The sequence below is a fragment of the Streptomyces sp. NPDC053427 genome, assembly GCF_044544985.1.
Taxonomy (GTDB): domain Bacteria; phylum Actinomycetota; class Actinomycetes; order Streptomycetales; family Streptomycetaceae; genus Streptomyces.
On sequence record NZ_JBITYA010000008.1, the window covers coordinates 23,203 to 42,467 of the forward strand.

Here is a 19,265-nt window from a genome sequence, read left to right on the forward strand (position 1 = left end):
CGCCGCCCCGGGGGGCGGGGCCCGTTCCAACCCACATGGGGTGCCCACCCCCCCCCCCCCCCCCCCCCCCCGGGGGGGGGGGGGGGGGGGGGGGGGGGGGGGCACCCGCCGGGGCCCCCCCCCCCGCCCGCCCCCATGTCCTCGATCTCCGCCAGCGCCTCGTCCAGCCACGCCACCCAGAAGGTCTCCAGCCCGATCCCGGCGCGCAGCACGAGCCGTCGCAACCGGTCCTCCGGGTCGTCGGCCGCGGCCCCGAAATGGCGGCTCTCGATCTCCTCGTACTGCGCCAACTGCCGCCGGTGCAGGGTCAGATGGCGTCGCAGCTCCTCGTCGAGCCCCTCGCGGCCGACCACCGCCGCCGCCCGGATCCGCAGCAACAGCGCATCCCGGATGGGCTTGGAGTCCTGCTCGCGGGACGCCCAGTCGGTCAGCTCCGCCCGGCCCGCGGGCAGCACCTCGAACTCCTTCTTCTGCCCGCGGGCCGGCCGCTCGGACGGCAGCGCGCGAATGAACCCGGCCTGTTCCAGCTTCCCCAGCTCGCGATAGATCTGCTGGTGCGTCGCCGACCAGAAGTACCCGATCGACCGGTCGAACCTGCGCGTCAGCTCCAGCCCCGAAGAGGGCTTTTCGAGCAGCGCGGTGAGAATCGCATGCGGAAGGGACATGGGGCGATCCTAGGCAGGGTGCTCACCCCGGCGACCGGGTCACAAGGCCGCCGCCAGCTCCGTCCCCTGCTGGATGGCCCGCTTGGCATCCAGCTCGGCCGCGACGTCCGCCCCGCCGATCAGATGCACCGCACGCCCCTCGGCCCGCAGCTCCTCGTACAGGTCCCGCCGCGGCTCCTGCCCCGTGCACAGCACGACCGTGTCCACGGCCAGCGTGCCGGGCGTCCCGTCGACGGTGAGGTGCAGCCCCTCGTCGTCGATCCGCTCGTACGTCGCCCCCGCGATCATCGTCACCCCCCGGTGCCGCAGCTCCGTACGGTGGATCCAGCCGGTGGTCTTGCCCAGCCCGGCGCCGACCTTCGATGCCTTGCGCTGGAGCAGATGCACCTGGCGCGGGACCTTGGGCCGCTCGGGCGCCCGCAGCCCACCGCGCTCGCCGTACGCCGTATCCACACCCCAGGCGCGGAAGTACGTCTCCGCGTCCCGGCTCGCGCCGTCCCCCGCATCGGTGAGGAACTCGGCGACGTCGAAGCCGATCCCGCCCGCGCCGATGACCGCGACCCGGTCGCCCACCTCCGCGCCGTCGCGCAGCACCTCGAGGTAGCTGACCACGCTCGGGTGATCGATCCCCTCGATCTCCGGAATGCGCGGCTCCACCCCCGTGGCCACGACCACCTCGTCGTACGCGGCGAGATCGGCGGCCGTCACGGCGGCGCCCAGCCGCACCTCGACGCCCCGCACCGCGAGCTGCGTACGGAAATACCGCAGGGTCTCCTCGAACTCCTCCTTGCCCGGCACCCGCTTGGCGATGTTCAGCTGCCCGCCGGTCTCCTCGGCCGCGTCGAACAGCGTCACCTCGTGCCCCCGCTCGGCGGCCGAGACGGCGCACGCCAGCCCGGCCGGGCCGGCCCCGACCACCCCGATCCGCTTGCGGCGCCGCGTCGGCGACAGCACCAGCTCGGTCTCGTGGCAGGCCCGCGGATTGACCAGGCACGACGTGATCTTCCCGCTGAAGGTGTGGTCGAGGCAGGCCTGATTGCACCCGATGCAGGTGTTGATCTCGTCGGCCCGGCCCTCCTTCGCCTTGCCGACGAAGTCCGGATCGGCGAGGAACGGCCGGGCCAGCGACACCATGTCCGCCCGCCCGTCGGCGAGCAGCTCCTCCGCCACCTCGGGGGTGTTGATCCGGTTGCTGGTCACCAGCGGAACGGAGACCGACCCCATCAGCCGCTTCGTCACCCAGGTGTACGCCCCGCGCGGCACCGACGTCGCGATGGTCGGGATCCGGGCCTCGTGCCACCCGATCCCGGTGTTGATGATCGTGGCACCCGCCGCCTCGATCTCCTTGGCGAGCGCCACCACCTCCTCCAGCGTGGAGCCGCCCGGCACCAGATCCAGCATCGACAGCCGGTAGATCAGAATGAAGTCCGCGCCGACGCGCTCGCGGGTACGCCGCACGATCTCCAGCGGGAACCGCACCCGGTTCTCGTACGAGCCGCCCCACCGGTCCGTGCGGTGATTGGTCGCCCCGGCGATGAACTCGTTGATCAGGTACCCCTCGGAGCCCATGATCTCCACGCCGTCGTACCCGGCGGACCGGGCCAGCTCGGCCGCCCGCACATAGTCCTCGACGGTCTGCTCGACCTCGTCGTCGGTCAGCGCATGCGGCGTGAAGGGGCTGATCGGCGCCTGGATCGCACTGGGAGCCACCAGCTGGTCGTGGTACGCGTACCGCCCGAAGTGCAGGATCTGCATCGCGATCCGTCCGCCCGCCGCATGCACCGCATCGGTCACGGTCCGGTGCTGCGCCGCCTCCGCCTCGGTGGTGAGCTTGGCCCCGCCGTCGTACGGCCGCCCGGCGTCGTTCGGCGCGATGCCGCCGGTCACCATCAGGCCGACGCCGCCGCGTGCGCGGGCGGCGTAGAAGGCGGCCATCCGCGCGAACCCGTTCTCGGCCTCCTCCAGGCCGATGTGCATCGACCCCATCAGCACCCGGTTGGGGAGCGTGGTGAAGCCGAGGTCGAGAGGGCTCATCAGGTGGGGGTACGGGCTCATCGGGCGCCTCCTTGGACAGCGGTCGTCACAGACGTTCTAGACCACCCGGAGCAGCTATGCAACAAGTTGCATAAAGAGGTGACGCACGCGACGCCGGCCTCCTGCGGATCGGGTCCGCTGCGGCTGTCCGGCACTCCGCCGCCGCGGCCTCCGGGGAGTCGGCGCGGGCCGCGGCCGCCACGGTGCCGACCCTGTTCACGGACGCGCCGATCGCTGCCGGTGCCCAGGCACGGTCCCGCGCCGCCCGGCCGTCGGTGGCGGTCGCGGCATCGCGGCATCGCGGAGTCGTGGAAGCGCCTCAAGCGTTTCCAGGAGGAAGTGCGGAATCCGGTGCCGGGGCCCGTGCCGTGGATTACCTTTCCCCCGTGGACCAGTTGATCCCCTCAGACCCGACGCACATAGGTCCGTACCGCCTGATCGCCCGCCTGGGCGCCGGCGGCATGGGCCTGGTCTATCTGGGCCGTTCCGCAGCCGGGCGGACCGTCGCGGTGAAGGTCGTCCAGGACGAGCACGCGCAGCACCCGGAATTCCGCAGGCGGTTCGCCCGTGAAGTGGCGGCCGCGCGGCGGGTGGGCGGCTCCTGGACGGCGGCCGTGCTCGACGCCGACACCGACGCCGCGGTGCCCTGGGTGGCGACCCAGTACATCCCGGGGCCCGACCTGACCACGGTGGTGGCCGAGGACTTCGGGCCGCTGCCCGAGAACTCCGTACGGGTCCTCGCCAACCGCCTCGCCCTCGCTCTCCAGGCGGTGCACGAGGCCGGCCTGATCCACCGGGACCTCAAGCCGTCCAACGTCCTGGTGACGGTGGACGGTCCGCGCGTCATCGACTTCGGCATCGCCCGCGCCATGGACTCCCTCGCCGGGGACAGCCTGCACACCCGCACCGGCATGCTGATCGGCTCGCCCGGCTTCATGTCGCCCGAGCAGGTACGCGGCCTCGAACTCACCCCCGCCAGCGACGTGTTCTGCCTGGGCGCCGTCCTCGTCCACGCCGCCACCGGACGCCTGCTCTTCGGCGCCACGGAGACCGGGTTGAACGCCCACCTCTTCCGCATCGCCGAGGAGGAGGCGGACCTGACCGGCGTACCGGAGTCGCTGCTCGATCTCGTACGCGAGTGCCTCGAGAAGGACCCGGCCCGGCGGCCCACCCTCCAGCAGGTCGTGGCCCGTACGGAGGCGGACACGGAAGGGGAGTGGCTGCCGGGCGCGGTGCTGGCCCAACTCGGGCGGCATGCGGCCCAGTTGCTGGACTACGCGCCCGAGACGGCCGTCGGCGCGCCCGATGCCGCCGTGGACCGGCGCATCCCGTCCGGGCATCCGCAGCCGTCGGCACCCCCGCCGCCTGTGTACTCGCCCACGGCCCCGGCGCACCTCGACCCGCCACAGGGGTTCGGACCACCCCCGGGGACGGCCCCCCACGCCTGGCCCACCCCCGCATCCCCGCCCCACCTTCAGGACCCCCTGCTCCCGCACCCCCGGCGCTGGTGGAGCCTGGCGGTCGCCGCTCTTGTGCAGCTGTTCGTGCTGATCGACGCGGTGTCCCTGCAGATGGCGATGCCGACCATCGTGGTCGACCTGCACCTACCCGCCGACGACCTGAACCTGATGTTCACCGCGTACGAAGTGGCTTTCGGCGGGCTGCTGCTGCTCGGCGGCCATCTCGCGGACCTGGTGGGCCGCAAACGGATGCTGATCATCGGGCTGGCCGGCTTCGCGGTGGCCGCCGCGATCGGCGGGACGGCTCCCACGTCCGGCGTGCTGGTCTGGGCCCGCGCCCTGCAGGGCGCCTTCGCCGCGCTGCTGTCGCCGGCCGCACTGGCCCTGGTCTCGGTCAACTTCACCGAACCGAAGACACGAGGCCGGGCTTTCGGGGTCTACGCCGCGATCGCCGCCGGCGGCTCGACGGTCGGCCTGCTCACCGCCGGATGGCTGCTCGAGCACCTGGGCCTGTCCTGGCGCCTGTTCCTGTACGCCGACGTCCCCTTCGCCGTGATCGCCGTGATCGCTGCCGCCACCCTGGTGCACGACCGCCCGGTCCGCACCGGCCGCCGCCTCGACGCGCTGGGCCTGCTGCTCGGCTCCGGCGGGATCGCCGCCCTCGTCTACGGCTTCCACCAGGCGCAACCGCGCGGCTGGACCGACCTGCCGGTGCTGGCCCTGCTCGCGGTCGGCGTCGCCCTGCTCGTGGCCTTCGCATGGTGGCAGACCAAGGCCGCCGACCCGCTCCTGCCGCCGTACATCACCAGGGACCGCGACCGCCTCGGCTCCTTCCTCGCCCTGTTGCTGGCCGGCGCCGTCACGCTCGCCCTTTTCGCGGCCCTGACGGCGTACCTGCAGAACATCCGCGGTTCCGCCCCGTTCGCCACCGCCACGGCCATGCTGCCCCTGGCCGCCGCGATCGTCATCGGCTCCACCCAGGTCTCCGCCCGCCTGCTGCACCGCATGGCCCCGCGCAACCTGATCGTGCCGGGCCTGCTGCTCACCGCCGTCGGACTGGCGCTCCTGACCCGCATCGAGACCGACAGCGACTACGCCGCCGTGGTCCTGCCCGGCATTCTCCTCGCCGGCCTGGGCCTCGGCATGGCCCTGATGCCGCTCTACTCCCTCGCGACGGCCGGCCTCGCCGCACCGGACTCCGGTGGGGGCGCGGCAGCGACCAGCGCAGCCGGCCAGGTGGGCGGGGCGCTCGGCGTGGTGCTGTTCAGCAGCGTCCTCACCTCGGCCGTCGCCGCCGGACTGGAGGCTGAACGCGACCTTGCACCGACCTTCGCCGATGCGGCCCGGAGCGGCCGGATCGTCAGCGCGCGGGGGGTTCCACCACACCTGGCCGAAGTGATCAACAAGGCCACACTGGGCGGCTACACCGAGGCCCTGTGGTGGTCGGTCGGCATCACCCTGCTCGCAGGCCTGACCGCGGCCCTGCTGATAAGGCAAGCCGACCCGGCGAGCCCCCGGCCCGCCGAGCCGACCTCCCCGATCCCCGACCAACCGAACGCCCACTGACCCCCGCACACCCTCACGGCGGCCCGGGACCGGGCCTGCGCCGGGGCGACTCGCCGACGCCGCGGCGCCGCTCAAGCCGCTCAAGCCGCTCAAGCCCACGAGGGAATCCCAAGCTTCGGAAATCCTCTGAAAGAGCGAGGTTGAGTCGGCATTCCGCGCTTGTTCGTCCTGGCTACGTGGCCATCGTGGCCAGGGCGATGCGCGTCAGCGCAGGAACCCTTCGTAGTTGCGCTGCTGGAGCTGACTCTCGATCTGCTTCACGGTCTCCAATCCGACGCTCACGATGATGAGGATGCTCGTGCCGCCGAACGGGAAATTGCTGACGTTGAACAGCGTCAGTGCCGTTGTCGGCACAAGGGCGATCAGCCCCAGATAGAGCGCTCCCGGCCAGGTGATGCGGTTGAGCACGTAGCCCAGGTAGTCAGCCGTGGGTCGGCCGGCACGGATACCGGGGATGAACCCGCCATGCGTCTTCATGTTGTCGGCAATTTCTTTGGGGGTGAAGGAGATGGTGACGTAGAAGAACGCGAAGAAAACGATCAGCAGGAAGTAAAGCGTCAGATAGATCGGTTGGTCACCCCTGGCGAGATTGGTGGCGATCCACCGGGTCCATCCTGACGCTGAGTTGCCGCCGAGATCGATCAGACTGGGGATGGAGAGCAGTGATGAGGCGAAGATGACGGGAACTACACCCGCCTGGTTCACCTTCAGTGGAATGTAGGTCGAAGTGCCGCCGTAGGAACGGCGGCCGATCATTCGTTTTGCGTACTGGACCGGGATCCGGCGCTGCGCCTGCTCGACGAAGACCACGAGGCACACCATGCAGAGGCCGACCGCGATCACGAGGGCGAACTCGCCCCAGCCGCCCAGGATTTCACCCGATTTCTTGATCCCTCCCAGGTTGGCCGGGAAGCTGGCGGCGAGAGAGGTGAACATCAGGATTGACATGCCGTTGCCGATGCCGCGGTCGGTGATCAGCTCTCCGAGCCACATCACTACGGCGGTGCCGGCGGTCATGGTGACGACCATGACGGCGGTCCGGAGGATCGAGGTGTCCGGGACGATCTGGGTGCGGAGCCGGCAGGTGGGGAAGAGCCCACCGCTTTGGGCTTTGGCCACCAAGGCGGCGCCCTGGAGCACCGCCAGGCCCAGCGTCAGGTACCGGGTGTATTGGGTGATCTTCGCGGTACCCGCCTGGCCCTCCTTCTTCAGCGCCTCCAGGCGCGGAATGACCACCGTGAGCAGTTGAAGGATGATGCTCGCCGTGATGTACGGCGTGATCCCCAGGGCGAAGAGGGTGAGCTCCAGTAGCGCACCACCGCTGAACGTGTTGATCAGGCCGAAGAGGCCGCCGTTGCCGACACCGTCCTTGATGCACTGCGTAACGCTCCGATAATCCACCCCAGGGACCGGAACGTTCTGCCCCAATCGATAGAGAAGCAGGATTCCCAGCGTGAAGAGTATCTTTTTGCGAAGACCGGGCGTTTTGAAAACCCTGACGAATATGGTAGGCACTTTTCAAATCGTCCTTAGTCTCGCAAGTTGATAGGAATTTGCGCTGATTCTCGACTGTCCTTGCCCGCCGAGTTGCCGCCATTCGGCGGTCGGAGCACCCGTTGATGACGGCTCGCCAGGGTGCAGTCATTCGCCGCCTGAAGTGATTGGTCACGTCAGGCGCATGGGGAAAAATGTGGATCGAGCAGGGTTGTCTTCGCGGGCTGATAGCTCATGACCTCTGCCGATCTGGATACGCCTCACTATTCCCGTTGCAGGCAGCGGTCATCGCTGGTCAGGAGAAGGTTGCTGAGTGCAGCCAGGACTGACGTGAAGTCATGGAGCTCGCGGCGCTGGGCACGTCTTGGGTAGTGGCATCGCATGGCGATCTCTTGGTGGCGCCTTCGCCAACGGGACCGTCTCAGTGGCTGAATGCCTGCGAACTAAACGGCTCTGCGCGATGGCGGTGGGGCCGACAGGCGCCGTGGCGGTGTCGTTGTTGCTGATGTGGAGATCCTGAAGATCATCTTCCGTCGGGTGGTTGCTGCCGTAGGTGCCCAGCACCTGGATATCGACGGCAAGTTGGTTCGGGCAGTGGCCTGACCCGCTGCGGCCCGGTGGCCTGGTCGCGGCGTGGACGACCGAAGCGGCAGGTGCCCGGTATCACCGGTGTCGACACGCAGATCTGCCGGTCGGCGGGCGGTCGGTGGTGGTCGACTCGAAGCTCCAGCGGCAGTGCGGCGCAGCGCGCGCACGGGCGAGCTGCTCCTCGCCCCGGTGCCGCTGCCGAAACGGAGTCGCGCAGGTAAGCGGCGAGTTTCGAAGCGTACTTACAGCCCTCCCACTCCATCTCCTCCATCCCGGGCGCGCTGTCGGTGTGGCGTCAGGCTGTTCCGCCGGCGGGTCGATGCCCGCCGCTCCAAGATCCCCGCACCTTGATCTCGACATCCCTGCCGTTACCGTCCGCTCCTCAACCGCCATGGCCCGAACCTGGCCGGCGCTACTTGGTCGTTGCGGTGTGGGTGGGGATCGGGGCCGGCGCGGTCGTGCAGGTGCGGGTGGGGATCGGGACCGGCACGGTCGTTGAGGTGTGGGTCGGAATCGGGACCGGCACGGTCGTGCAGGTGCGGGGCGGGATGGGGACCGGCGCGGTCGTGGAGGTGGGTTGGTGATGAGGAATGGTGGGCCCGCCTTGAGCGGAAGCGCTCGGCAGGACTTCCAGCCCGACGCCGAGCCCCGCGATCGTCAGCGCCGAGCCGGTGGCCATCCAGACCGTCCGAGCACGCCGACGGGCCCGGACCCCGGCTTGCAACCGCTGCCGGTGCTGGTCCTCAAAGGGGGTGTTTGCCTGGGTATCGCGCATCATCCGCGCGAGTTCGCGTTCGAAGTCTTCCATGATGTCTCCTTTCACTTCACCGGCTCGATGGCGTCACCGATGAGCTGCCGCAACCGCGCCACGCCCCGTGACGTGAGGGACCGGGCGGTGCCCACCGGACACCCCAGCGCCTCGGCAACCTGCACCTCGGACAGGTCCTGGTAATAGCGCAGCACCACCGCGGTGCGCTGTCGCACCGGCAGCAATGCCAGCGCGGCCTCCAACTGCGTCCGTTCCTCCACGGCAGTGGCCACATCGCCGGCCTCGGGAAGCTCCGGCAACCGTTCCACCGGGCGCTCGCCCCACCAGCGGCGTCGCGCCGAGCGAGCCGCCGCACGTGCCAGCACCCGGCGCACATACGCCTCCGGCGCCTGCTCGGCCACCCTCGGCCACGCAAACCACAGCTTGACCAGCGCCTCCTGCAGCAAATCCTCGGCCCGATGCCGATCTCCACCGGTGAGCAGATGCGCCAGGTGAAGCAGCGCCGACCAACGAGCCGCGACGAACCCGTCGAACGCATCGGTCCGCAACTGCCTCATCAACGCCGTCCCCGCCTCGCTCACTTGCCTACACCCCTACAAAGGCACTGACCCACGTCCCGCTATGCAGTCCCGGGGCGTGAGCTGCCTCACACGCCCACCTCGGCCTCCGTGCGTAGGTCCCCACACCGAAGCGCACACTGACCTTGAACGACTGGAGTTACGGCGCTTCGAGGACGAAGCCGGTCTCGGCGATGAAGCCGTCGAGGACCGTTGCCGTGAGTGTGGGGAGGGCACCGTCGTGGCTGGGTCCGAAGTGGTCGCGCAGGGGGCTGGTGTCGCCGGCCGCAACGGAGCAGGAACCTGGTGCCCCTGGACGAACGTGTCCGTGCTGCACGCGGGGATCCAGTGGGAGTGGCCGCAGGAGTGGGGCTCCGTGCACCGCCCGCTGCTTGCGCCACGGTGCCGGCGCCGCTGATATCGCCGCATCCAGACCCGTCGTGCGGACTGCCCTCACCAGCAACACGGCCCCGCCTCGCCACCACGCCAAGACCGTCGCACCCCATCGCCGGCACTCAGCAAAGGCCGGGTCAGCGACCTGCGGCAGCCCGACAAACCAGTGGGGCCGCCACTCCAACGGAGTGGCGGCCCCACTGCTGTGCTGACGTCGGGTCAGGCTTTGGGCGGACCGGTGCGCACACGGTGCACAAGGGGCCGGAAAACAGCTGTGACCCACGAGAACTCACGAGAGGAGTTTCCGCAGGTCACAGCTGGTTTTCCAGACTTACGCCCAGGTCGCCGGGCGCTGCTCTTTAGATGTCGAAGTAGAGGTGGGGGAACGCTCTGACCTGCACAGATATGCGTATGGTGGGTCGATCGGTGCACAACCGGTGCACTGGGGAGGCGTCAGGCGGATCCGCCGCCTCCCTTGAGGCTTCGGTGATGTGGCTTGCGGCGCTTGCTAGTGAATCGTTGCCGCTGTACGCCCCTCCCGGCCGTACGGCGACGGTGCTCCATGAGGGCGACAAGTTCGCCCAGGGTAAATGGGACCTCCCCGTTGGCAAGAGCGACCCCGGTGAACCCATCAGCGAAACCGCCGTCCATGAGCTCCGTGTAGAGACCGGCCTCATCGTCAAGACGGAGGCTCTCCAGGCCGCCCACATCATCCACGGTGCCTGGGGTGTCGAAGCCCCCAACGGCTTCCTGATCGTCTTCTTTGTCGCCCACGAGAGGATCGGCGATCCGGAGAACCGCGAGCCCAAGAAGCACGCCCAGGTCCGCTGGGTCGACGCCAACGCCACCCCCGAGGAGTTCGTAGACACCACTGCCAGTGCCCTTCGCTGCCACCTCACTGGAGGGCCTCAGGTGTCCCTCAGCGGTTGGCGGTAAACGGTGGCGAGCTCAAGCGGTGAGCGCATCACCGCTGTTCAGGAGGTCAGCGTAAACCTCCGCCGGAGTGCGGTAGCCATGAGTCTTGCGCGGACGATGGTTGAGTTCATGGGCGATATCGTCCAGGTCCAGGCCGTCAGTAGACAGGTGGTCTCCGCACTCCTGGCGCCCTGCCGGATATCCCGTGCCCACTGTGGCGCGGCAGAGCGCCTCGGCGCCTTCTGTCTCCCCCGCCGCCATCCGCACCCGGACAAGAGAGATCAGCGCCTGGGCATGGCCAAGTCGGCTGCCTACCTACCGAGCCGCTCGGCTTCGGACATGTCGCCAAGGTCCCTTCGACGATGGGCTAGGTGCGTAATGGCGTGGAGGACACCTTCAGCGGCCGCCTGCCGGTAAACCTCTTCGCCTGCGTCGTACGCTGTCTTTACCCAAGCCTGTGACAAGAGACCCAGGCCATCGGCCCTGATACGTACCCAGGATGGGCCCAACTCCCGAGAACTCCGAACCGACTAGGTCCACAGCGGCCCGGGCTAGCACGCGCCGTCCTCCGGACTTTCCGAACCGGCTCAAAGGCCTCCGCGGGTTTCCCCTTTGGGCCTTCCTGGAACGTGGGACCGCCGACGAGGGCAGGTCAGTAGCGGCAGTGCGCCGGGCTGGTGTGGTCGGGGAAGTTTTGCGCGTGAGCGATGGGCGAGCGGACGGCGTCCTACGGGCACGTCACCACCCGAATCACGCGTCAAGCCAGTAACCCTGCTGACCAGGCACGGGCCGAGAGAGACTGCCCGGCACCATCAGGTCGGCTCCTTCCGGGACTTATTCCTGTCTTGAGGAACCGTCTGCCGAGGTGAGAGCGTCTGTTGGAAGAGTTCTACATGTTGTTTACGGGGGGCGTGTTTTCGCGTGGGTGTTGTGCTGCCGGGCTGGGCTGATGAGCTGCTCGATCTGATCGGTGTGTCGTGGCCGAATGTGGATGAGGACGACTACCGCGAGATGGCAAACGCCATGCGGGAGTTCGCCGACGACATCGACGAGGGCGCCAACGAGGCGCACACCGCTATTCAGAGCTTGGTCGGTTCGGCCGGCGGATCGATGGCCGTGGAGGCGTTGAACGCCCACTGGGGCAAGATCAACGGCAAGCATCTGAAGGGTCTTGCCGACTGCGGCCGTATGGCGGGCACCGCGATGGACGGTGTCGCGGTCCTTATCGAGGGCGCCAAGATCGGCGCCCTGGTCCAGCTCGGGATCCTGGCCGCTGAGGTGATCGCCGCCCAGGCCGCGGCCCCCTTCACCCTTGGCTTGTCCGAACTGGGCGCGATGGGCGCGACGCAGGCGACCCGGCTGATCCTCAAGCGGCTGTTCAAGGAGGTTTGCCAGCAGGTTGCCGAGCAGGTCGTCAGCATCGCGCTGACCCCGGTCGAGGAAGCCCTGGGCGCGATGGTCGGAGACCTTGTCGTCCAGCTTGGCGCCAATGCGCTCGGTGTCCAGGACGGTGTCGACCTCGGCCGTACCGCCAAGGCCGGCAAGGACGGCTTCGGCCAGGGCGTGCAGGACGCCAAGGGCGCGGCGAAGCAAGGTGCCGCCAACCCGGCGATGGGGCTCCTCAGCGCGGGCGGCGGCGGGGGTGGCGGCGGAGCATCCGGCGGTGGAAGCGGTTTCAGCTTCGACGAGGGCGAACACGACAACGTCGTGACCGGTCTTCAGAGCGCGAGCGGCACGTTCCGCAACAAGGCCGGCGGCAAGATCGGCCGCGCCAAGGGCCACCATGGCCGCACCCGCGGCAAGGACGCCATCGCCGATGCCGCGAACACGGTGCTGGACAAGGTCATCGATGGCATCGAGGACGGCGTCAAGAAGACCGCCAAGCACCTCGACGACAACATGACCCGCGGCGTCAAGCAGATGGCCAAGAACCACCGCGACAACGACACCGGCCTGGCCGATCACTTCAAGGGCCTCGGCAAGGATGGCAAGAAGGATCCCAAAGCCCCCAACGGTGGCGGTGGGCTGGGGACTGGCCGAACGGCCAAGGACGGCCGGGCCAACAGCAAGTCCCGGGATCAGCTCGGGCGCGATCACGAGAACAACAGCACCCGTACGCAGGACAGCGTGTGCTCCGGGGGCAGCGACCCGGTGGACATGGCAAGCGGCAAGATGTACTTGCCGCAGACCGATGTGACGCTGGCCGGACGGCTGCCTCTGAGCTTTTCGCGCCGGGCCGAGTCGGGGTATCACATCGGCCGGTGGTTCGGTCCCTCGTGGTCCAGCACTGCGGATCAGCGCCTGGAGATCGACGACGACGGCATCATCTTCGTCACAGAGGCCGGACTGCTGCTCTCCTATCGCTGGCCGACCGCTGGAGCCCCCGTACTGCCTGAGGCCGGCCCGCGCTGGCCCTTGGAGCTGGACGACAATGGCGACTACACCGTCACCGATCCCGCGACCGGACTCATACGGCACTTCACTCCGCACGACGGCGGGCTTGCACTGCTCGACGAAATATCGGACCGCAACGGTCAGTGGATCAGCTTCGACTACGACAAGGACGGTGCACCGACCGACATCCGCCACGGCGCGGGCTACCACCTGAAGCTCACCACCGCCGACGGGCGCATCACCGCGCTGCACTTGGCCGACGCGGGGCCCGACGGATCCGACCAGCTACTGAAGCGATACGGGTACACCGATGGTCACCTCACCGAGGTCGCCGACTCCTCCGGCCACGCGACCTGCTTCGAGTACGACGAAGCGGGCAGAATCGTCTCCTGGACCGACAGCAACGACAGCCGGTACGACTACTTCTACGACGACCAGAACCGGTGCATCGCCCAGGGTGGCGTCGACGGACACGTCGGCATGCGCCTGACCTACGATCAGACCGACCCCGCGACCGGGCTGCGCGTCACCACCGCCACCGACTCCCTCGGCCACACCAGCCGCTACCTGGTCAATGACGCTCTTCAGGTGGTTGCTGAGATCGACCCGCTGGGTGGTGTCACCCGTACCGAACGGGACCGATACGACAGGGCGCTGGCCATCACCGACCCCCTGGGACGTGTCACGCGTTTCGACTATGACGAGGCGGGCAACGTGGTCTCGGCCATTCGCCCTGACGGTCTGATGACCGCCGCCGTCTACAATCATCTCAGTCTTCCGATCGAGATCATCGACCCGGATGGCGGTACCTGGAGGCAGACGTACGACGAGCGTGGGAATCGCACGTCTGTGACCGATCCGGGGAATGCCGCAACGCTTTATAGTTATGACAGCCGTGGATTTCTGACAGGCATCACGAACGCACTGGGCCATACCACTTTCCTTGAGAACGACCCGGCGGGGTTGCCTGTCACGGTCTCTGGTCCGCAGGGGACGATCACACGGTATCGGCGTGACAGTTTTGGCCGTGTCACTGCTGCAATCGATGCGCTCGGAAATGCCACTGAGCTTGGCTGGACTGTCGAAGGTCATCTAACTTCCCGCATCGAAGCGGACGGTACACGCGAGTCGTGGACGTACGACGGTGAGGGCAATTGCGTTGCCTCGATCGACGCAATGGGAAGCCTGACCAGGTACGAGTACACCCACTTTGACCTGTTGGCTGCCCGCACTGACCCCGCTGGCGTGCGTTACGAGTTCACGCACGATACCAACCTTCGCCTCATCAGCGTCACCAACCCGCAAGGCTTGGAATGGAAATATGAATATGATTCAGCTGGGCGATTGATCTCCGAAAAAGATTTTGACGGCCGCGCGCTTACTTACATCCGCGACGTAGCAGGCCAGATAATCACTCGAACAAACGCACTCGGGCAGCAGATAGATTTTAGGCACGACGCTCTCGGCAGAGTCATCGAAAAGACCACACCTGACGCCCGAACCGCCTTCTCCTATGATGCCTCCGGACGTCTGGTGCAGGCAATCAGTCCGGATGCAACCCTTACCTTGGGCCGCGATGAACTGGGCCGCATCGTGTCGGAAACACTGAACGGCCGTACCCTCACTAACGAATACGATGCGCTAGGCCGACGTAAACGTCGACGCACGCCCACGGGCGTAGAATCGACGCAGGTCCACGATGCTGACGGAAACCTCAGGAAACTGGTTGCCGCTGGTCACCTCATTGAGTTTGCGCACGATATGATTGGTCAAGAAGTCTCGCGCGCCTGGGGTGAAGGCGTTAAGCTTTCCCACGCGTGGGACTCCTCAGGTCATCTGACCAGCCAGTCGCTGGGGGTCGAGAACCACTTGGTTCAGAACCGGACTTTTACTTATCGCCCGGACGGCCACCTCGTTGGAGTCAACGATCAACTCAATGGGGCTCGCGAGTTCGAACTGGACGTCGCAGGTCGAATCACTGAAGTTCGTGCGCATAACTGGAAAGAAGAGTATGCGTACGACGATGCGGGCAATCAAGCTTCCGCCAACTGGCCTGCCAGGCACCCTGGTTCAGAATCGCGCGGAATGCGCGTTTATAATGGAACCCGGATTGTCGGCGCGGGCCAGATCCGCTATGAACACGACGCGCAAGGTCGCGTAACTGTGCGTCAGAAAACTCGTATCTCGCGAAAGCCTGACACGTGGCGTTTTGAATGGAACGCTGAAGATCGCCTTACCGCCGTCTCCACCCCTGACGGACAGCGCTGGCGCTACTTTTATGACCCGCTCGGTCGCCGCATCGCCAAGCAAAAGATCTCAGAGGACGGAACCGTCCTGGAACAGATCGACTTCACTTGGGACCGAACGAACCTTGCTGAGCAAACGACCAGGTCCGTCGGTCGGTCCGACGCTTTGACCGTCTCCTGGGAGCATGACGGCCTGCAGCCCATCGCTCAGGTCGAAAGAAAGGCAGTGTGCGATACAACGCAACAGGAGATAGACCAGCGCTTCTTCGCGATCATCACAGACCTGGTCGGTACACCGACAGAACTCGCCGATGTGACGGGAAATGTTGTCTGGCGAAGCCGTAGTACTGTCTGGGGCAGCACTACGTGGACTGCGAACAGCACCGGCTACACCCCTCTCCGATTCCCCGGTCAATACTTCGATCCCGAAACCGGCCTCCATTACAATTTCTACCGGTATTATGATCCGGAAACTGCCCGTTATGCCAGCCCTGACCCCATCGGTCTTGCACCTGCCCCCAATCCGGTAACCTATGTCCAAAACCCCCATGCATCGATAGACCCTTACGGCCTCGCCCCCAAGTGCAGGCCTAAAGAGGGGTACACCTCCGCTCCATTCGTGGAATCCGATCCGTATTCGCCGGAATCGGTTGAAAAACGCAGTGCGGAGAACAATGAATATTATGGCCCTTCGGATGCAGATAGGGCCCGCGATCTCGGATATCCGAAAGAAGTTCGTCCCGCGAAATCGGCCCCCTTCGACAATCACGGTCAGCGGGTCTTCACCAATGGAAAGACCTACATCACGCGAGACATTGATGGACATAACGTCTCTGACGGTTGGAAAATGTTCAATCGCAAAGGGAAGCGAATGGGAACTTATGACCCAGACCTCAACTACCTCAAGCCATAACGTCTTCGCGATCGAGGTGACCCCCGATGTTGCGAATGAACGTCGGGTAGCTCCCTATGAGACTGTCGGTCGAATCACAGTGGGTGAGTTCTCGGAAGAGTTCCGTATGAATCTTAGCTACTGGGGAGTGCCTGACTATCGAAGGCAGTGGATTTGTGCCCTTGAGAGGCTCGAGGACGGACCGTCGGCTGTTTCGTGTCTTGTTTCCTCCATTACCGACCCGGAGGACAGCAACTTCATCTTTTGTTGGCCGCTCTACCGCAGCGGTGGCACCGTCTTTGTCCAAAATGCGATTATCTTTCTCGATGAGCTGCGCGAGAAATTCGACCCCGAAAACCCTTGGCTTTCTGTGGATCCGCGATGCACCGTTGATGAAGATGGTAATCGAATTTCTGAATGGTCAACCGGAATTGATGAGGTGAGATTTTTCCTCGATATGCAACGCGGCAACTAGTGTCTCGTGATTCCGTCGGCGTTGCTTGATCTCACGTGTTTCGTTGCTGCTGGTATAGAGCGTTCGATGGAACAGGCGGCTGGGCGAGCCACCCGAAACGCGTCAGCAGACGACCCGGAGACAGCCGTCAGCAGGTGAACTTGACACTACGAGAGACCTGATCCGAACGGGTGAAAACGGACTACGAAGCAACACGACAGACGGCGAGTCACGACCCGACTAGGTTTTTCAATCCGGTCACGCGGTCCAGCCGCTCGTGGCGTAATGGGGAAGTCCGAGTCGGAGAGAGCTGATGTGGGTCATTGGCTCCGTTCGGAGGGCTTGCTGAGGGAAGCGGGTGGGTACGCGGTTGCGCACGTAAGCTAGGTCGGCTGACTACCTGACGCTGGCGCTCACTGCACCTGAAGTCCGGCTCGGCCAAGCCGAGGAGGGCCGCTACCCCGGATATGGGGTAGCGGCCCTCGCTGCGATTCTGACGGCAAATCAGGGAACTGGTCGGCTGGTGCACACCGTTGCACAAGGGGATGGAAACAAACGGGAACAACGCGAAACACCGAGGGCGTTTCCGCAGGTGACAGCCTGCCTTCGCAACTGAGCCTAGGTCACCTGACCCCGCCTCTTAAATGTCGAAGTACAGCTCGAACTCGTGCGGGTGCGGCCGCAGCTGGATCGGGGCGATCTCGTTCGTGCGCTTGTAGTCGATCCAGGTCTCGATCAGGTCGGAGGTGAAGACGCCGCCCTGCTGGAGGTACTCGTTGTCGGCCTCGAGGGCGTCGAGGACGGCCGGGAGGGAGGTGGGGACCTGGGGGACGCCCGCGTGCTCTTCGGGGGCGAGCTCGTAGAGGTCCTTGTCGATCGGCTCGGCGGGCTCGATCTTGTTCTTGACGCCGTCGAGGCCCGCGAGGAGGAGGGCCGAGAAGGCGAGGTAGGGGTTCGAGGACGGGTCCGGGGCGCGGAACTCGACGCGCTTGGCCTTCGGGTTGGAGCCCGTGATCGGGATGCGCATGGCCGCGGAGCGGTTGCGCTGCGAGTAGACCAGGTTGACCGGGGCCTCGAAGCCGGGGACCAGGCGGTGGTAGGAGTTCACCGTCGGGTTGGTGAAGGCGAGGAGCGAGGGGGCGTGCTTGAGGATGCCGCCGATGTAGTAGCGGGCGGTGTCCGAGAGGCCCGCGTAGCCCTGCTCGTCGTAGAAGAGGGGCGCGCCGCCCTGCCACAGGGACTGGTGGACGTGCATGCCGGAGCCGTTGTCGCCGAAGATCGGCTTGGGCATGAAGGTCGCGGTCTTGCCGTTGCGCCAGGCGACGTTCTTGACGATGTACTTGAACAGCATCAGGTCGTCGGCGGCGGCGAGCAGCGTGTTGAACTTGTAGTTGATCTCCGCCTGGCCGGCCGTGCCGACCTCGTGGTGCTGGCGCTCGACCTGGAGGCCTGCCGCGTCCAGCTCCAGGGAGATCTCGGCGCGCAGGTCGGCGAAGTGGTCCACCGGCGGGGCCGGGAAGTAGCCGCCCTTGTAGCGGACCTTGTAGCCGCGGTTGTTCTCCGTCGACCCGGTGTTCCAGGCGCCGGCCTCGGAGTCGATGTGGTAGAAGGACTGGTTCGCCGACGTCTCGAAGCGGACGTTGTCGAAGACGTAGAACTCGGCCTCGGGGCCGAAGTAAGCGGTGTCGGCGATGCCGGTGGAGGCGAGGTAGGCCTCGGCCTTCTTGGCGATGTTGCGCGGGTCGCGGCTGTACTGCTCGCCCGTGATCGGGTCGTGGATGAAGAAGTTGACGTTGACCGTCTTGTCGCGCCGGAAGGGGTCCACGCGGGCGGTGGAGAGGTCGGCGCGCAGGGCCATGTCGGACTCGTGGATGGCCTGGAAGCCGCGGATCGAGGACCCGTCGAAGGCCAGCTCCTCGTCCGGGTCGAAGGCCGCTGCCGGGATCGTGAAGTGCTGCATCACACCGGGCAGGTCGCAGAACCGGACGTCGATGAATTTGACGTCCTCATCCGCGATGAACTTCTTGGCCTCGTCGGCGTTCTGGAACATCCCACTCCTCCTAGCCCGGTCACCGGTCGGCGGACGCGGGGTTGCCGGGGTTGCTACTCGGAGCGCGTCCATGTGCGGTGGCGCGCTCGCCCGACCTTAGGCAGGCGGGATTTCCCAAGCATGACCCATTTGTTTCGCCGAGGTTAACCGCCGCGCGGTCGCCTTTGTCCCCCAGTGTGCGCCAATGAGACGCATTGCGGGCGGCCCCACGCCTGCCGCCCGCGGCGCCCCGGCCGGGCCCGTACCGGACCTCCTCGAAGGGAACGTATGCGGGCGCAGTACCGTTGTCGGGTGGACAACAGGCAAGCAATCGGATCGTGGATCTCCGGGCCCCGCGCGACGGCCGAGGACATGGGCGTCGACTTCGGGTACCGCGGCGAGCGGCTCGGGCTGCCGGAGCAGGGACCGGGCTCGGTCGCGCGGTTCGGGCGCCGCCTGGCCGCGCTCTGCATCGACTGGGCGCTGTGCATGCTCATCGCCTACGGGCTGCTCAGCGGCGGCAAGGCACAGTCGGCGAGCAACTGGGCGCTGGTGGTCTTCGCCGTGCTCAGCCTGCTGACGGTCGGCACGGTCGGCTTCACGCCGGGCAAGCGGCTGCTGGGCCTGCAGGTGATCGCGGAGGGTGGCGGGCGTATCTCGCCGCTTCGCGTGGTGCTGCGGACGCTGCTGCTGGTGATCGTCATTCCGGCGGTGGTCTGGGACCGGGACGGACGTGGACTGCACGACCGGCTGGCCCGGTCCGTCGAGGTGCGGATCTGAGCCCTCGGCCCGGGCGGGGCGAGGTCCGA

11 protein-coding genes and 2 pseudogenes are annotated in these 19,265 nt (G+C 66.6%); 5 read left to right on the forward strand and 8 right to left on the reverse strand.

Translation table 11 applies throughout. The annotated features are described in order from the left end of the window. Nucleotides 1-116: 116 nt before the first annotated feature. Nucleotides 117-665, reverse strand: a pseudogene (locus ACIGWZ_RS22600) (PadR family transcriptional regulator); the annotation flags it as partial. A 39-nt stretch (nucleotides 666-704) separates the two neighbouring features. Beyond that, nucleotides 705-2,720, reverse strand: coding sequence for an FAD-dependent oxidoreductase (locus ACIGWZ_RS22605; protein ID WP_400067329.1), 2,016 nt, complete (start codon nucleotides 2,718-2,720; stop codon nucleotides 705-707). Nucleotides 2,721-3,085: 365 nt separating this feature from the next. Here ACIGWZ_RS22605 and ACIGWZ_RS22610 point away from each other — a divergent pair, with 365 nt between their 5' ends. After that, on the forward strand, nucleotides 3,086-5,725 hold the full coding sequence (locus ACIGWZ_RS22610) for an MDR family MFS transporter (RefSeq protein WP_400067331.1): 2,640 nt from the start codon (nucleotides 3,086-3,088) through the stop codon (nucleotides 5,723-5,725). 204 nt (nucleotides 5,726-5,929) lie between these two features. On the opposite strand, the gene secY is transcribed toward ACIGWZ_RS22610, so the two are convergent. The 4 genes from secY to ACIGWZ_RS22630 form a co-directional block, all read right to left on the reverse strand. Beyond that, a complete protein-coding gene (gene secY / locus ACIGWZ_RS22615) occupies nucleotides 5,930-7,240 on the reverse strand; it encodes a preprotein translocase subunit SecY (protein WP_400067333.1) in 1,311 nt (436 codons plus the stop codon). Between the two features lie 979 nt (nucleotides 7,241-8,219). Continuing rightward, the gene (locus ACIGWZ_RS22620) at nucleotides 8,220-8,615 is read right to left on the reverse strand and encodes a cellulase (protein ID WP_400067335.1); all 396 of its coding nucleotides are present in this window, start codon (nucleotides 8,613-8,615) and stop codon (nucleotides 8,220-8,222) included. Nucleotides 8,616-8,626: 11 nt separating this feature from the next. Continuing rightward, entirely contained in the window at nucleotides 8,627-9,133 is a 507-nt protein-coding gene (locus ACIGWZ_RS22625) for a SigE family RNA polymerase sigma factor (RefSeq protein ID WP_400068027.1), read from the reverse strand. A 160-nt stretch (nucleotides 9,134-9,293) separates the two neighbouring features. Continuing rightward, nucleotides 9,294-9,470 carry a hypothetical protein gene (locus ACIGWZ_RS22630; RefSeq protein ID WP_400067337.1) on the reverse strand — a complete coding sequence of 59 codons (177 nt, stop codon included), beginning with the start codon at nucleotides 9,468-9,470 and terminating at the stop codon, nucleotides 9,294-9,296. 545 nt (nucleotides 9,471-10,015) lie between these two features. Between ACIGWZ_RS22630 and ACIGWZ_RS22635 the strand changes: the two genes are divergently transcribed. Beyond that, on the forward strand, nucleotides 10,016-10,462 hold the full coding sequence (locus ACIGWZ_RS22635) for an NUDIX domain-containing protein (RefSeq protein WP_400067339.1): 447 nt from the start codon (nucleotides 10,016-10,018) through the stop codon (nucleotides 10,460-10,462). Between the two features lie 12 nt (nucleotides 10,463-10,474). Here ACIGWZ_RS22635 and ACIGWZ_RS22640 read toward each other — a convergent pair. Beyond that, a pseudogene (locus ACIGWZ_RS22640) lies at nucleotides 10,475-10,588 on the reverse strand (IS30 family transposase); the annotation flags it as partial. A gap of 774 nt (nucleotides 10,589-11,362) precedes the next feature. Between ACIGWZ_RS22640 and ACIGWZ_RS22645 the strand changes: the two are divergent. Next, complete coding sequence (locus ACIGWZ_RS22645; protein WP_400067341.1) at nucleotides 11,363-15,994, forward strand: RHS repeat-associated core domain-containing protein; 4,632 nt, start codon at nucleotides 11,363-11,365, stop codon at nucleotides 15,992-15,994. Continuing rightward, the gene (locus ACIGWZ_RS22650; RefSeq protein ID WP_400067343.1) at nucleotides 15,963-16,448 is read left to right on the forward strand and encodes a hypothetical protein; all 486 of its coding nucleotides are present in this window, start codon (nucleotides 15,963-15,965) and stop codon (nucleotides 16,446-16,448) included. Before ACIGWZ_RS22645 ends, ACIGWZ_RS22650 begins: the two co-directional genes overlap by 32 nt. 619 nt (nucleotides 16,449-17,067) lie before the next feature. Here the strand turns inward: ACIGWZ_RS22650 and glnA are convergent. Beyond that, on the reverse strand, nucleotides 17,068-18,477 hold the full coding sequence (gene glnA / locus ACIGWZ_RS22655) for a type I glutamate--ammonia ligase (RefSeq protein WP_400067345.1): 1,410 nt from the start codon (nucleotides 18,475-18,477) through the stop codon (nucleotides 17,068-17,070). 291 nt (nucleotides 18,478-18,768) lie between these two features. On the opposite strand from glnA, the gene ACIGWZ_RS22660 reads away from it, so the two are divergent. Then, the gene (locus ACIGWZ_RS22660; RefSeq protein WP_400067347.1) at nucleotides 18,769-19,236 is read left to right on the forward strand and encodes an RDD family protein; all 468 of its coding nucleotides are present in this window, start codon (nucleotides 18,769-18,771) and stop codon (nucleotides 19,234-19,236) included. Nucleotides 19,237-19,265: the final 29 nt, after the last annotated feature.

What these genes read in the sequence shown, in the direction of transcription:
- ACIGWZ_RS22605 (WP_400067329.1), bottom strand. Translation starts at nt 2,720, where the DNA reads ATGAGCCCGTACCCCCACCTGATGAGCCCTCTCGACCTCGGCTTCACC.
- ACIGWZ_RS22620 (WP_400067335.1), bottom strand. Translation starts at nt 8,615, where the DNA reads ATGGAAGACTTCGAACGCGAACTCGCGCGGATGATGCGCGATACCCAG.
- ACIGWZ_RS22625 (WP_400068027.1), bottom strand. Translation starts at nt 9,133, where the DNA reads ATGAGGCAGTTGCGGACCGATGCGTTCGACGGGTTCGTCGCGGCTCGT.
- ACIGWZ_RS22635 (WP_400067339.1), top strand. Translation starts at nt 10,016, where the DNA reads ATGTGGCTTGCGGCGCTTGCTAGTGAATCGTTGCCGCTGTACGCCCCT.
- ACIGWZ_RS22650 (WP_400067343.1), top strand. Translation starts at nt 15,963, where the DNA reads ATGACCCAGACCTCAACTACCTCAAGCCATAACGTCTTCGCGATCGAG.
- glnA (WP_400067345.1), bottom strand. Translation starts at nt 18,477, where the DNA reads ATGTTCCAGAACGCCGACGAGGCCAAGAAGTTCATCGCGGATGAGGAC.